A 15,260-nucleotide genomic window follows, 5' to 3' on the forward strand; every position below is an offset into this window, starting at 1 on the left:
ACAGTAATAACTATTCTCATTTAGTTAGGTCACGTCCTATAACCAAGTTTTATTTTTAGGGGGTTAATTATGGATTTTCATCATTTGAAATACTTCGTTGAAGTAGCTGATCAAAAAAGCTTTAGTAAGGCTGCAAGGAATTTACACATCTCCCAATCTGCAATCAGCCGTACAATTAAAGCTTTAGAAGACGAACTTGGTGTTGTTCTCTTCATGCGTAATGCTAAATCTGTAGAACTTACTGATGGGGGTACCATCTTCTTAACCCACGCTAAACGCGTTGTGTTTATGTTTGAACATCTAAAAACTGATTTTGAAAACGAGTTTCGTTTGGAACAAGGTTCCATCAGAATTGGTATTCCACCAATTACTGATGCTCCCATTTTTGCCCAGTTATTAGGTGAATTTAAAAAAGTATATCCACAAATCGAATTGGAACTCTACGAACAAGGTTCTAAAAAGGTTGAGATCAGCGTTCAGGAAGGTTTAATCGATATTGGCATCATCTGTACTAAACCAAACCCTAAAGAATTTGAATCTTTCTACCTTACAAGTGACCCACTATCCGTTATCATTCCTAAATCTAGCCCTTTGGCAAAAGAAAAAGAAATTCGCTTAGAAATGCTAGCTGATGAATCCTTTGTATTGCATAAAGACGATTTCAACTTACATGATGAAATCATCAAAGCTTGTAAACACACCGGCTTCCAACCGCATATCGTGTTTGAAACGAGCCAACGTGATCTCATGTTACAAACAGTTAGTGCAAACCTTGCTATTGCATTATTACCATCTCGCCTCTGCCCTGAGGTAGGTGAAAATACGGAGGTTGGTTCTAAGGTTGTCGTAAGACCTCTCGTACCTGAAATTATTCATACCCTTTATGTAATTTGGAAAAAGGGTCATTACCTCTCCCACGCTTCTCGCTTGTGGTTAGACTTCGTAAACTCCAAATTACCATTACCTGGATTACAACTCGAGGATCGTCAATAATGAACAAACCATCTGGGCTCGCATGTAAATTGCGAGCCCTTTTGAAAGCTAAAGAAGCGCCCATGTGGGGCGTTATCATTGTGCTGGTTATCGTTATCATATTCCAGCAAATACAAATCTCTGAATTACAATGGCGTGTCGATGAAGACCACGATGGCTCTACCATCGACAGTGTAGCAGGTCGTCTTTACATTCTTGAAGGGATGGCTAATAAACATAGCGACCAACTAGACGAAATCCTAAAAGATATTCGTCAGCTACAAAATGACGGTGCCAAGTACGACTGGGAACTAAAACAATTACAATGGTTGCATCCAGAACTCAAAGTACAACCACCAGAGGCAAACCCACACCCATTCAAATCCACAGATCTAAACCTCGATATGAATCCTGGGAAAGTGCCTGATGTAACAAAATAAAATCAATAAAGAAATCAGGAATAAATAAAAGCACCTTATATACCTACAAAAGTCATCACAAATGACTCTTCTCATAGGATATAAGGTGCTTTTATCATTATTCTATTATAAATTTAATTGCTAGTTTTCCCATACGTCTCTGCAATGACAAGTTACTTCTACTTGCGATACGCTTCTAATTTATATGCATATTCACTTAAAAGATCCTTTGAATAGATTTTTTCATTTTTTGAATCTCTAACTTCTTTCCAAATAATAGATGCTACTTTTAATTTATTCGAATAATTGCCACTACATTCGTCTGCACAAAAATCCTTAAAAAATTGATTCCATTGACAAGCCGAATTGTCATACTTTGCATAATCTGATTCACCATAATATACTTTCAGCAAATCTCCAATGGTAAAGCTAATATTTTTTTCACTTTTTACTTTTCTCCAAGCAGTAGCCATATCAGCATTAAATTTAAATCGTGAAACACCTATTAAATCAGAAAAATATTCTCTAAACTTCGTATTAAAAGAAAAATTACATTCAAGTAATGGTGTATCTAAAGTAATATTTTCCACTTGTTTTTTTCTATTTTTTATTGATGATTTTTTAATTAAATTGCCTTTAAAGTACTGCTCAATAATATGATTGAGTTCTTGTTTTATTCCCCTATATTCTAATCCTAATGATTTACATATTTGTGAAAGTTCATCACGATACCAATAATATTTTTTAAATTCATCAAATGATGTAATTTCATCAAACTTAGGTCTACACTCTTTCAATATTCTGTCTCCTCAAGTTTAAATAATACTATTTTGTAAATTGTAACATAAAATTGAATAGTACCCAAAATCACACCATTGAAGCATTCGTTAAATATTTTCCTATGAAGTTATCTATAATATAACTCTACTTAATCCTCTTTATGCTCCATAGATTTTGGAAGTGTCAAAATTAATAGACCAGCAAGGAACATACAAGCCCCCATTACATAGTAGCCATAAGCAAAGCTACCTGTGTGACCATTGATGAATCCAAGCATATAAGGACCTACCCAGCCCCCCATGTTACCTGAAGAGTTAATGAGTCCCATCGCCCCCGCTGCAGCAGCGCCAGATAAGAAGGTTGTTGGCATGGTCCACCATACACCCATACCACCGTAAACACCTACTGCAGTTAAGCATATAAAGAATAAGCTAACTTCTGGAGACAGACTGTGTGGTGTTGCTAAGAAACCAATAGTACCAATGAACAATGTAGTAGCAACGTGCCAACGTTTTTCATTGCGCTTTTCAGAAGAGTAACCACAGTATATTTGTACAAGTAAGGCTGCTGTCATTGGAATAGCAATAGACCACGCTACCACACTTGGTGGCCATCCAGATAAGCTTTTAAGAACTTGAGGCATCCAAAAACTAAAGCCCCAGAAACCAATAACCCACAAGAAATAGATTAACGCTAGGCGCAATACTTTTGGGTCTTTCAACGCTTGCCAAGTAGTATATTTCTTTACCGCTTGCTTTTGTTGCTCTTCTTTTTCAAGCTCGGCTTTAATATATACCTTTTCTACATCAGTTACCCAAGATGCATGTTCAGGACGCTCTTTCATCCAGAATGCGAAAATGAACGCAAAGATCACAGCAGGAATAGCTTCAACGATAAAGAGTGTACGCCAACCATGTAGACCAAAGAACGTTGTATCCAATAAAATACCTGCCAATGGCCCACCAATGATGTTAGAGAACAATAAAGACGTCAACATCAAAGAGATCGCCTTCGCACGCTCCTTTGGCAAGAACCAATTTGGAATAAGTAATGAATAAATTACAGGATATAAAGAAGCCTCACATAGACCAAGTAAAAATCGATAAACATAAAATTCCAACTCAGTGGTCATCGTCGTCATAAGAATACATACGAGACCCCAACTAAACATGATACGCGCCACCCAATGCATAGCATTACAACGAGCTGCAATTAAAGATGCAGGCACTTCAAACAAAACATAACCAATAAAGAAAATGCCTGCCCCCATACCAAATACTTCTGGCGTCAACCACGGTAAATTCTCCTTCATAGTCAAGCCTGCATAAGCAATATTAACACGATCTAAGAAGGCAATAATAGAAACAATAAACAATGGTAAGACTACGTGAAGCATACGACGTTTCGTAAAATCTTTGAAATTGATGTCCCCACTTTGAGGCTCTAGTGTAGATGAGTTCATATAATTCCTTTCTGCTTATTAAAATATTACATACTTTACCATCTTAAAAGAACAAACGTCCTCTGTCAATGGAACTATATAAAATATAGAAATATCAAATAGGAATAGTGAAATCAAAATAATAGCATATAAAAATAGAAAAGGTATATTCGCTAGAAATGACTATATAAAATAAAAAAGCACTTTATAGTATAAATCTGTCTCTATTATAAGATAACAAAATACTATAAAGTGCTTTCATATTAATTAGTACTAACAGGATCATAATCAGCAGGCACAGGAGCGACGATACTCACAAAGATGACATCTTCTGTTCCAGTATTTTTTGCACCATGACATTCACCCTTTTTAGATACTATAACTTGCCCCTTTGTAAAAGGCACCTCCGTATCCGGCGTTGGATAAAATACCCCCTTGCCTTGCAATATAACCCATATATCATCAGAGTTATGATGGTAATGCTTTGGTAAGGTTTGACCAGCTTTAATAACCCATATTGAGCCACCTGTGGAATCAGTTTGATAAAATGGTGTCTTAACAGCTTTCTCCAAACTTTCAACTTTCACGAGTTCCATATCAAAAACACGTTGATCACTCATAATGCTCACACCTTTCATTGATTAACAACTAGCGAGTGCCCGATGCATATTCTCGCATATTAATATCTAGAACCTCTCGAACCGGGTGACTTAGAGAATCCTCATATTGTACTTTCCACTGAATATCCTGATTCATCTCGCCATTTTGTAACCCCGCAATGGTTCCCCCATCACCTATTAGATTATCATGTTCGAAAATATAATTCAACACATTATAAGCATGAAATACTACATGATTAGGATCTACACCGTGAAAGTGATACTGTAAATCAGGTAAAAATAATGTACTCATACCCACAGAATCTACCATCATATCATTGGTACCTTGAATACTAAAATAACGTACATTTACAGCATAATAAATAAAACGAGTTACCGCTTTATCTGAATGATTTTCAATCGATTCACGACTTAAGAACTTACGAGATGGACCAAATACAACAGCTTTACAAGATGGATATAGCTCCAACAGTGCATCTACATATTTCACTAGCATATCGGCCCGTTCTTTAGCCTCTAAACCAGAGGCTAACATATCCGTAGCAAACACCCTGTATTGACACTCTGTCAACAACTCATCCACATTGGGACAATCCCACACCTGACTACGTTCAAAATCATCTAATACAGGCTTATCGATTTTCTCACAATCCGTCACCATTAACGTCGGTGAAATATCTGCATCAGTATCCTCGTAATGCACCTTATAATTCTGAGGTGCAAAACCTGCGGAATCACGACGATGATCAAAACAATCCACAGGTCCTAAATACTTTGTGAGTACCTCTACCATTGTATCGCGGTCAGGCATATCACAATGCTCCGCCATCAATAATTCGATAAAAAATAAACCACCGGGACGAACTGAAGTGTCAGTCAAATCCTGTTGAAATACTTGGCTCATACGCTCTCCTAATTTTTAACTATTTTTTGATGAATGTATTAATTTATACCATTTTACAATACCCTCAGGGATTAAAAAGCTATTTTCATCTATTTTTTCTTTTGCCCAACTATAAAGTTCATCGGAAGAAATAATATGTATATTATCTATATGAGTCTCCCCTACAACCTTGTCCTCGGATGAAAATAAATATACCTCTTTATTCGGATTATCTTTAATCAGCTCTATATAATCATTAGGGTTCAATTTTTTATCCCCTTTTTTCACTTGAGGATATGCCAATTTACCATTAAGTGGGTTAACTAATACACATTCATATAACTCAGTTGCAATTTTATTTGTAGATGGAATTGCAATATAATTTGCCTTATCATATAAATATAAACAAACCAAATCCTCACAATCTGATGGAGATAGGCAATTAAAAAATAATTGTTTTAAAGATTCATTAGACTCAGCATTTACCACTAAAGGTTTTCCATTATAAATAAAAGAAGCATACTCATACATATAAGCTTTTCTTACACGTTGAAGAGTTCTACCTTGAATAAATGCTGTGGCAATAACACCTGGAACTTGACTCTCATCACCAATTGGTTTCCACTCGACATCTTCTATTTGATTTGCTGCATCATGTTCTAGTGCGTCAATACTAGGATTATATACATACCTTAAATTATTTCCAACATAACCTAAGTAATATATACCATTATCACGCATCCAAATATAGTCCCCCGGCTTCACTCGTTTTAAAGTTTCTACAGCAACTATCTTCTTACCAGCTTTAATATTGAATAAATTATACTCTTCAAGAACCTTATAATAAATATCTTTAGATTGAATACTAGCTCTGATAGATTGAATTTTATCAAAAGCTTCTGCATTATACTTTTTTATTTGATCATCATTGATACTCCACCCAACAGCTGCAATAGATTTTTCTCTACAATAAGTAGATATTTTTTTACCATCGTTACTATCTGTTCTTGTTTGTAATCTCCATACATTCCTCATTATGTCAACCTCCAAATTAAATAATACAAACTTCACACAATAAATACATTACCTTCTAATTTATAGTATACAGGATGATATTCGGTACTACAAATCACCATCCATCGTTTTATAAACTTCTCAAAATCAATTTTAAAATTACAATTTAATAGAATGTGCATAGAGTTTTGTAAAAGATATACTCGTTCAATTTCTAATCTATCTATTAAAGAATTGCTTATGAGTTCACCCTTTACAACTTGTTTAAATCTTGCATATAAATAATCAATACACTGATTTTTATATCCAAGTTTATAATTGCTAGCCACAAATAAACTACGATATGATAAATCACTCGGAATAAAAGATTCCCATTCTACTATTTCATATCTATCTTCAACCATTCTAATATACATATCATTAATATCAATATAATCTCGAATCCAACATTCAACCATTAAATAAATATTTAATTCTTGCTCCATTAAGTCATCTATATAAAAGTCCTTTAATCCATCTATATCAAATTCTACATTAGCCCTATATTGATACATAGATATCCCCCTAATATATAATCACATTCTTTTATATAGATATTATAACTTTATGAATGCCCAAATTTTCACCCATAGTATCATATTTAATATGTAAAAATCTCATATTATCCCCTCCCTACGGCCCTACAATTCATAAAAATACAAAGACCCGCTCCATGGTCCTCGGACTCATGGAGCGGGTCTTTGTATTAACTTATTAGCATGGGATGGTGAGTTGACAGCAGAACCCAAACGGACTCTACCGGACTCCAACCCCTACTCAATTATAGAGGTTTACGAACCACGTCAAGGATAGAACCATCGCGGTATTCTACGATTGCCACGATATCTTCGTCTTTGTCGGATACAGGGATATCTTGTGGTTTACCTACTAAGTCGAATGCTAATTGTTGTAATTCTTCAATTGTGTAGATAGGCAAATTGCTGTCTTTGAAGCGTTCAATCAAATCAGTACGAGCTGGGTTGATTGCAATACCGTATTCAGTAACGAGTACGTCAACGGAGGAGCCTGGTGTAATTACAGTTGCAACTTTGTCACGGATCATTGGCAAACGGCCACGGATCAATGGACAAGTAATAACTGTACATTTAGCACCTGCTGCTGTATCGGAGTGACCGCCAGAAGCGCCCATCAATACACCGTTAGAGTCAGTCATTACGTTTACGTTGAAATCAAGGTCGATTTCAGTAGCACCAAGGAATACTACGTCTAGGTAGTTTGTAGTGCAGTCAGTCCATGGGTTAGCATACATGGAAGCGGACATTTCGATATGTGCAGGGTTTTTATCCAAGGATGCAGCTGCAGTAGTATCGAATGTTTGAGTATCGTAAATGGCACGAATCAAGCCTTCTTCAAGCATACCAGTCAAGATGCCAGTAGCACCACCGATAGCGAAACCACCTACTTCACCGCGTTTGCGAAGTTTTTCAGCAATGAATTTCGCTACAGTCAATGGAGCACCACCAGCGCCCAATTGGAATACGAAACCATCTTTAATGATGCCTGCTTGGTCAAGGAATTCACCAGCTAGTTCAGCAATTTTAATTTGAATAGGGTTTTTAGTGAAACCTACCGCACCAGAAGCGATACCTTCTGGATCACCAATGCTTTCAACCTCAACAACATAATCTACGTCAGTTTGAGGAATTGCATAGTTGTGTACATAATCAACCAAGTTATCTGTGATAATAACAGTTGTATCTGCATAGTGAGAGTCAACTTTAGCATAACCAAGAGCACCACATGCGGATTTACCCATGCGACCAGTTGCATTCCCACGTGGGTCAGCTGTAGGAGCACCCATGAAAGCTACATCAATATGAACTTCGCCAGATTCGATAGCACGAGCACGGCCACCGTGGGAACGAATCACTACAGGGCGTTTCAATACGCCAGGGTTTTGTGTCAAGAATTTACCAAGACGATCGCGCAAGCCAGATGTTTCGATAGCTGTTACAGTACCGTCTTGAATCATTTCTACCAAGAATTCATGGCATGGAGACAAGGAAGAAGACGCAATTGTAATATCTTTGATACCTTTCGCTTGAATGCGTTCCATAACCATTTTCATTACATAGTCGCCATTGCGCAAGTGATGATGGAAGGACAATGTCATGCCATCTTTTACACCGGCTTTTTCGATTGCTTCATCGATGGAAGCAAGTACTTTATTAGTACCAACACGGCTCATATGTACAGGTTTACCTGTGCGATGAGCTTTAGGTTCAATAGCGAATTCACCTTGATATACTTTGCGACCTTCTAGTGCTGGGATATTTGTTGGAATATCGCGACCTACTTTATTTAACATCGTATTCTGCTCCTTCCTCTAATTCAACTTTAATGCCTGCTGCACGTGCTTTATCAACTACGCGTTGTGCACGAACTACGATAGGACCATCGATCATTTTACCATCTACGGAGATTACGCCTTTATTGTTGCGCAATGCATCTGCATAGCTGTTCAATACCTTAACGGAATGAGCGATTTCTTTTTCGTCAGGAGTGAATACTTCGTGGATAATTTTGATTTGGCTTGGGTGGATACAAGATTTGCCATCATAGCCCAAAGCTTTAATGAATTCAACTTCTTCGCGGAAGCCTTGTGGATCTTTCACGTCGGAGAATACAGTATCGATTACGCGGATACCTGCTTCACGCGCCGCATGAAGGATTGTTTGACGAGCGAACAACAATTCAACAGCTGGTTTATGTTTACCTGTGCGAAGGTCTGCACGATAGTCTTCAGCGCCAAGAGCGATAGCAACTACGCGAGGACCATGGCAGATTTCACGAACATTATATAAGCCGCGGACGGATTCAATAGCCACGATAATGTTGATTGTACCTTCCGGCCAACCGTTAGCTTTTTCCACTTCTTCAATCTTCTTCGCTACGATTTCAACTTCAGAAACATCTTCAGTTTTAGGTAAACGAATCATATCAGGTTTAGCTGGAACGATAACATCAAGATCGTCATAGCCATAAGGAGTTTGTGTAGGATGGTTGATACGAACAACTGTTTCTGCACGGAATTTACGGGATTTCAATGCTTCTGCAGTTAAAAGACGAGCTGTGTCTTTTTCTGTAATTGGCACGGAATCTTCGATATCGATCATGATGGAGTCAGCACCGTGAATATCTGCACTGTTAATCATTTTAGGTGTATTACCCGGTACGAACATCATGGAACGAGACAAGCGTTTTTTAGCAGCCTCTGTTAATGGGTTAGTTTTAACTTCTGGGAATGTTTTATCGTTAGCCATTATGCTTTGCTCCCCCTTTCCAATGCACCTAATACGCGAGCTTTAATTGTGTAATCCCAAGCATTTTTATCTTGTACGATTACTTTTACGCCATCATAACCAGCTTCTTTCACTGTGTTCAAGATAACGGATTTAATTTGGTCGCCGTATTGGCGGATAACTTTGGATGTTAATTCAATTTCGATACCGCTAGCAATCGGTTCAACCGTTACTAATGCATCATTTTTTTCGTCGAAGCCAGCTTGCGCAGCTTTTACTAATTGTGCCATGTTGCATCCTTTCGTTGTGAAACATATATAAAGTTCAAGTCTGTACAGGCTCGTCGCGAGAGCCCAGTACAGACATTGAATACTAACAATTAAATTCTAACACTCCATAGTGAAAGCTTCATATTACATGAAACCAGTGATTTTCCACCAAGGGATACCGATTACGTAGTTCAATACTAAACATACTAAAGCGGAAATCAAACCAACTGTCCACCAATCTTTTACGTTGTTGTAACCAGCGGAGAAGATGATTGGACCAGGAGCAGCACCGTAGTGAGTTACGGAACCACCATAGGAGTTTGTGCCGATCAAGATGAAAGCAAGTAATGTAGGATCCACGCCTGCGTTAACACCTAAAATCAAGAATACTGGAAGCATCGCGGAGATGTATGCAGTACCAGATGCGAAGAAGTAACGAACCGCAACGGAAACAATGGAGATAAGGATAAGCATCATGAATGGATCTAAACCGAAGTTCATGTGAGTTTCTAAGTATTTAGCCAACCATTCGAAGAATTTACCTTTAGTCAATGCAGAGGATAAGCCCAAGATACCACCAAACCAAATCAATGTGTTCCAAGCAGCTTTAGTTTTGAGCAAATCATCCCAAGTAATAATACCAAATACGAATGTAGCAAGCATCGCTACGATAGCAACTGCTGTTGCATTAAGAGTAACATCAAAAGTAGGAAGAATCCAGCCTACGATTGCAAGAAGTGCGATAGCGATAAGACCTTTTTCGGACGCTTTCATAGGTCCTAATTCCGCCAAACCGTCAGCAGCAATTTTCTTGTTGTCGATGTCTTTTACACTTGGACGTTCATACATGTAGCCAATAAGTGGGATAAGCATTAACATGATGAAACCAGGTACGAACATAGCTAATGCCCATTGAGCCCAGTTTAAAGTTACACCAGTCAATTTAGTAATGAAGTCTAAAGCCAATAAGTTTGGCGCCATTGCTGTCGCAAAGAAGAAGGATGTTACTTTAGTTGCAAAGTAACCATTCTGCAAGAGGTAAGCACCTGCTTTTTTAGCAGTCTCACCAGGATAAGAACCAACCGCTTCAGCGATGGACAAGTTGATTGGATATACGATACCTGCCGCACGAGCTGTGTTGGATGGTGTTGCAGGAGATAAGATCATATCAAGGAATGCAGTTACATAACCAAGACGAAGTGTTGTACTACCAAAAGCGCGAACCAAGTAGTACGCAATGCGGTGACCAAGGCCAGTTTTACCGAATGCAACGGATAAAGCGAAGGCTGCGAAGATCAACCACAATGCTGTATTGCTGTAACCAACTAATACATCTTTTGTATTGTTCAATAAAACAGAAGATGTAGCAACACCTAATAATACTGTAATAGGAACTGGGAATGGTTTTAATACCAAGCCCACGATAGTAGCTAAATAAATACCAAATAATTTCCATACTTCTGGTTTGAGGCCTTCAGGTGTGCCACCGAACCACATAAATGCGACGATGGCTACCATAAGGCCAATGCGCCATAATTTGTCTTTCATGTGTGTCTTTCCCTTTCTAACTAACTTAGGCATACATAAAATCATCTAGTCTTTAACAACATAACCGCTCGCGACGTCGATTACATTGATTAAGTCTACCCTCATTATAAATGTTTAAAAGTAAAATGAAAAATAGATTACCTTTATAGGGGTTATAAAAACTTTTATATCTACTAATCATACTTTTTATGCATTTTGAGCATAGAATTGTAGTTCCAAATGAAAAAAATGCATGTATACCTCCCCAAAGGGGATATACATGCACTTACATGGTACTATATTGCTCTTATTCTATATTATGAGTTATTATATCGAAAAAGTCCAATACTGAAACAGCATGGATAAATAGTTAGAAAATCTCACAGATATACTCTATTATAATACATCCTATGCTTTATATTCTCTAAATATACTGTCATCCACTACGGTATGTTCTTTGTAGTAATTACGAACATATTCGATAAATGTTTTTACTACAACCAAGTTTTCCGCATCTTTTGTGTACACCATATTCGTATCACGGGTGATATATTCACCATCTTTGCTACGCAATGGACTCACATAAATATCTTTATCCTTACAAGATCCAAGTCCCATATAGGTCAAGATAGACCAACCAAGGCCAGCACGAACAAAGTGACGACACGTACTCATAGAGTTTACATCCATCGCCACACTTGGAGGCTCATCAAAATGTTCTGCACACCAAGTTTCGATAATATTTGCCACCGATGCATCTGTTTGATAATTAATGAATGGTACTTTTACCAAGGATTCAGGTGGCACTAATTCTTTATATACTAAACAATATGGTTCTGCTAGTAACAATTCAGACTTGCCAGACACGTCATAACCACCACGAGCAAAGGCGACCATACAGTCACCGGTATTAAACATCTTTACCACTTGATGGCTGAAAGCAGTCTTCACTTGAATGTGAACATCTGGATATTGTTCTCGGAAAGATCTCAATAAGGCTGGTAGTTCATAGTCTGCAAAGTTAATAGATGATGCGATTTTCAATGTCCCTTGAATCTTGCCAGAAGCGGAATTCATAGCATTCTCCAAGGCCTCTTGTTCTTGCATCATTCGCTTGCAGTAATCATAGAAAATTTCGCCTTGTGCCGTGAGGGCAATCCCTTCAGCAGTTCGCAACAACAGAGAATGGCCCAAGGCTTTTTCTATATGGCGCAACCGATAGCTCAACGCTGGTTGCGATAAAAATAATTTTTCTGCAGCCCTTGTAATATTGCCTTCATCGACAACAGTAACAAAGGTTTGCCATTCTCTATCGTCCATACAAACTCCTTTGTTATCGCTTATTACCAAAGATGCGTAATAAGGATAAGAATAAGTTAATGAAATCTAAATAAAGGCTCAAAGCACCAGTGATTTCAATGCGGTCTAAAATGGTTTCATCCTCCATGAGCGCCACTTGTGTCACATTATTTTTAATACGGTTCACATCGATAGCTGTAAAGATAGAGAATACTACAACACCTACATAACCTAGAACTAAACTAACAGTATCACTAAAGCCACTGAGTACAGTCCAGTTAAAGAAACGGGCCCCCATCATGACCACAGATACGATAATCATACCAATTAAGGCAGCTAATACATATGGTGTAAGGGATGATAAATTACGCTTAGTTGTAGCCCCTACCACAGCAAAGCCAATAAAGAATGCTAACGTACCTACTAAGGCTGGAATAACTACATCAAACACATCATATCGCAAAGATACCAAGGTCAATGTGAGACCATTCAAAGCACTATAGAGGAAGAACATACCACGTAACGTCATTATATTAGCAGAATATGCACGAGCACTAAATAGGAATACCACACCAAGCTCTACTAATAAAATAATATTAAAGTTTTGATACGCAAAACGTAACCAGTTTGGATTTGCTAATGCGGCAAAGCCAACACCGATGGTTGTAAGCAAACCTACAACCATCCACAAGAAAGAGCCTTTTAATCGTTGGGATACGATACTTTCAACCTGTGCAACCTCAGCTGCAGTAGGTCCTGTTACATTATATGGATTCATACTATCCCTCCTTATTTAATTATCATTTATAGCGATTATCGAGCATTGGCAATGCCCGCAAATACCTTACCACGTTCGCCATCGATTGTCACTTCTTGACCTTCGAGGAGCACTTCATGGGCATTTTTAGCACCTAAGATAACAGGAATACCATACGTAATGCCCGCAATAGCACTGTCCGATGTATAACCATCTTCTACTGCGATGATACCGCCAGCGCGTTTTGCAATGACCATCAATTCAGGCTCCATTGTACCTACCACGAGGATATCGCCGTCTTTGAAGCTTTCATAATTGTCCTTATGATTAGCCGCAATATACACATTACCTGTAACGGATTTACGTAATATACCATTACCAGACAAGAGTACTCGACCTGCAATGTGAACGCGAATCATATTGGTCGTGCCTGTGGCACCAGATGGCACACCAGCAGTAACAACTACGAGGTCACCAGACTCGATGGCGCCAGTGCCAAGAGCACCAGTAATGGCTTGCTTAACCATTTCATCGGAGTTAATGATTTCATGCCCCTTGATAGCCTCTACACCCCAGCATAATTGCATGCGACGGATAGTTTCCTCATGAGGTGTAACAGCGATGATTTTACAATCTGGACGATGACGAGCCACGCTAAGTGCGGTATGACCAGATTCAGTACATGTCAAAATAGCTGTGGCCCCGAGATTTTGAGCTACGCGCACACTAGCTAAGCATACGGCGCTTGTAGTAGTCATTTCTTCATCCTCACGAGCGCGACTATAGCTATCGTAAATAGCAGCCTTCTCCGTTACCTCTGCAATACGAGTCATGGTCGCAACAGCTTCTACAGGATAGAAACCATTAGCCGTTTCGCCAGACAACATAATCGCATCGGTACCATCCAAAATAGCGTTGGCTACGTCACTTGCTTCCGCACGTGTTGGACGTGGGTTTTGAATCATAGATTCGAGCATTTGTGTCGCCGTAATAACGGGTTTCCCCAAGTCATTACATTTTTCAATCATCATCTTTTGAAGTACTGGCACCTCTTCTGCAGGAATTTCTACACCGAGATCGCCACGAGCAACCATGAGACCGTCAGCTACTTCCAAGATTTCATCGATATTTTTAACGCCTTCCGCATTTTCAATTTTCGCGATAATCTTGATATCTTTTTTCTCAGACTCAAGAATCCGTCGAATAGCCACAATGTCTTTACCGCGTTGCATAAAGGATGCGGCCACAAAGTCTACCCCTTGTTGACAACCAAAGCGCAAGTCTGCTTCATCCTGTTCAGATACGGGTGGCAAGCTTAGTGCTACACCTGGTACGGCTACACGCTTGCGGTTACCGATTTCCCCGCTGTTTTGAACAGTTGTAACGATATTATTACCTTCGATAGCATCGATAACAAGTGTTACAAGCCCATCAGCCAAGAGGACTTTATCCCCTACGGACACATCGCCTGTAAGACCTTTGTAGTTCACGGAGCTAAGCTCTTTTGTACCTTCCACATCATCTGTAGTCAACGTAAATTGTTGACCGGCTTCGAGAAATACCTTGCCCTCTTTAAATAGACCAAGACGTACCTCTGGACCTTTTGTATCGAGCATTAATGCGATTGGTTTATTCACAATCATCGCCGCATCGCGCACCATTTGCATGCGTTCTGCTTGCTCTTCATGGGATCCGTGGGAGAAGTTAAAACGAGCTACGTTCATGCCCGCCCGCATCATATCTTCTAAGATACCAAATTTATCCGTTCCCGGACCTACAGTACATACAATTTTTGTACGTTTCATCTTTCCTCCTATGAAAGCACCTCCAAGATTGGATCTTTCATTTCTTATTATATCAATGTTGGTGAAAGCTATCTATGCCTCACGCAACATATGTTTCTCTACACCATTTATATACTTATGTATCAAGTATATGCTTATTACATGTTACACCTATATATGCTCATTATATGTC

15 protein-coding genes are annotated in these 15,260 nt (G+C 38.6%); 2 read left to right on the top strand and 13 right to left on the bottom strand.

Going from position 1 to position 15,260, the window contains the following annotated elements; all coding sequences use genetic code 11:
- The first annotated feature begins 69 nt into the window (after positions 1–69).
- The gene (locus tag B1A77_RS00185; RefSeq protein ID WP_008602616.1) at positions 70–993 is read left to right on the top strand and encodes a LysR family transcriptional regulator; all 924 of its coding nucleotides are present in this window, start codon (positions 70–72) and stop codon (positions 991–993) included.
- Positions 993–1,412 carry a hypothetical protein gene (locus tag B1A77_RS00190; protein WP_012864710.1) on the top strand — a complete coding sequence of 140 codons (420 nt, stop codon included), beginning with the start codon at positions 993–995 and terminating at the stop codon, positions 1,410–1,412. The genes B1A77_RS00185 and B1A77_RS00190 overlap by 1 nt, the downstream gene beginning before the upstream one ends.
- A 158-nt stretch (positions 1,413–1,570) precedes the next feature.
- Here the strand turns inward: B1A77_RS00190 and B1A77_RS00195 are convergent, their stop codons facing one another.
- From B1A77_RS00195 to pyk, 13 genes are all read right to left on the bottom strand, one after another.
- Positions 1,571–2,188 carry an SAP domain-containing protein gene (locus tag B1A77_RS00195; protein WP_012864711.1) on the bottom strand — a complete coding sequence of 206 codons (618 nt, stop codon included), beginning with the start codon at positions 2,186–2,188 and terminating at the stop codon, positions 1,571–1,573.
- A 131-nt stretch (positions 2,189–2,319) separates the two neighbouring features.
- On the bottom strand, positions 2,320–3,633 hold the full coding sequence (locus B1A77_RS00200) for an MFS transporter (protein ID WP_012864712.1): 1,314 nt from the start codon (positions 3,631–3,633) through the stop codon (positions 2,320–2,322).
- A 242-nt stretch (positions 3,634–3,875) separates the two neighbouring features.
- Positions 3,876–4,232: a cupin domain-containing protein gene (locus tag B1A77_RS00205; protein WP_012864713.1), complete on the bottom strand. Its 357-nt coding sequence runs from the start codon at positions 4,230–4,232 to the stop codon at positions 3,876–3,878.
- 28 nt (positions 4,233–4,260) lie between these two features.
- Positions 4,261–5,136: a DUF4261 domain-containing protein gene (locus tag B1A77_RS00210; protein WP_077707596.1), complete on the bottom strand. Its 876-nt coding sequence runs from the start codon at positions 5,134–5,136 to the stop codon at positions 4,261–4,263.
- 15 nt (positions 5,137–5,151) lie between these two features.
- Positions 5,152–6,150: a hypothetical protein gene (locus B1A77_RS00215; RefSeq protein WP_077707597.1), complete on the bottom strand. Its 999-nt coding sequence runs from the start codon at positions 6,148–6,150 to the stop codon at positions 5,152–5,154.
- 32 nt (positions 6,151–6,182) lie between these two features.
- Positions 6,183–6,683, bottom strand: coding sequence for a hypothetical protein (locus tag B1A77_RS00220; RefSeq protein ID WP_077707598.1), 501 nt, complete (start codon positions 6,681–6,683; stop codon positions 6,183–6,185).
- Between the two features lie 266 nt (positions 6,684–6,949).
- Positions 6,950–8,497, bottom strand: a complete 1,548-nt coding sequence (gene citF, locus B1A77_RS00225; RefSeq protein ID WP_077707599.1) for a citrate lyase subunit alpha — start codon at positions 8,495–8,497, stop codon at positions 6,950–6,952.
- The gene (locus tag B1A77_RS00230; protein ID WP_004695279.1) at positions 8,487–9,452 is read right to left on the bottom strand and encodes an HpcH/HpaI aldolase/citrate lyase family protein; all 966 of its coding nucleotides are present in this window, start codon (positions 9,450–9,452) and stop codon (positions 8,487–8,489) included. The genes citF and B1A77_RS00230 overlap by 11 nt, the downstream gene beginning before the upstream one ends.
- Complete coding sequence (gene citD / locus B1A77_RS00235) at positions 9,452–9,721, bottom strand: citrate lyase acyl carrier protein (RefSeq protein ID WP_004696923.1); 270 nt, start codon at positions 9,719–9,721, stop codon at positions 9,452–9,454. Before citD ends, B1A77_RS00230 begins: the two co-directional genes overlap by 1 nt.
- A 123-nt stretch (positions 9,722–9,844) precedes the next feature.
- The gene (locus tag B1A77_RS00240) at positions 9,845–11,248 is read right to left on the bottom strand and encodes a DASS family sodium-coupled anion symporter (protein WP_012864718.1); all 1,404 of its coding nucleotides are present in this window, start codon (positions 11,246–11,248) and stop codon (positions 9,845–9,847) included.
- 387 nt (positions 11,249–11,635) lie between these two features.
- Positions 11,636–12,547, bottom strand: a complete 912-nt coding sequence (locus B1A77_RS00245; protein ID WP_077707600.1) for a LysR family transcriptional regulator — start codon at positions 12,545–12,547, stop codon at positions 11,636–11,638.
- Between the two features lie 13 nt (positions 12,548–12,560).
- Positions 12,561–13,304 carry a Bax inhibitor-1/YccA family protein gene (locus tag B1A77_RS00250; RefSeq protein ID WP_004696809.1) on the bottom strand — a complete coding sequence of 248 codons (744 nt, stop codon included), beginning with the start codon at positions 13,302–13,304 and terminating at the stop codon, positions 12,561–12,563.
- 35 nt (positions 13,305–13,339) lie between these two features.
- Complete coding sequence (gene pyk / locus B1A77_RS00255; RefSeq protein WP_077707601.1) at positions 13,340–15,088, bottom strand: pyruvate kinase; 1,749 nt, start codon at positions 15,086–15,088, stop codon at positions 13,340–13,342.
- Positions 15,089–15,260 lie beyond the last annotated feature (172 nt).

The sequence above is a fragment of the Veillonella parvula genome (assembly GCF_002005185.1).
Classification (GTDB): domain Bacteria; phylum Bacillota; class Negativicutes; order Veillonellales; family Veillonellaceae; genus Veillonella; species Veillonella parvula_M.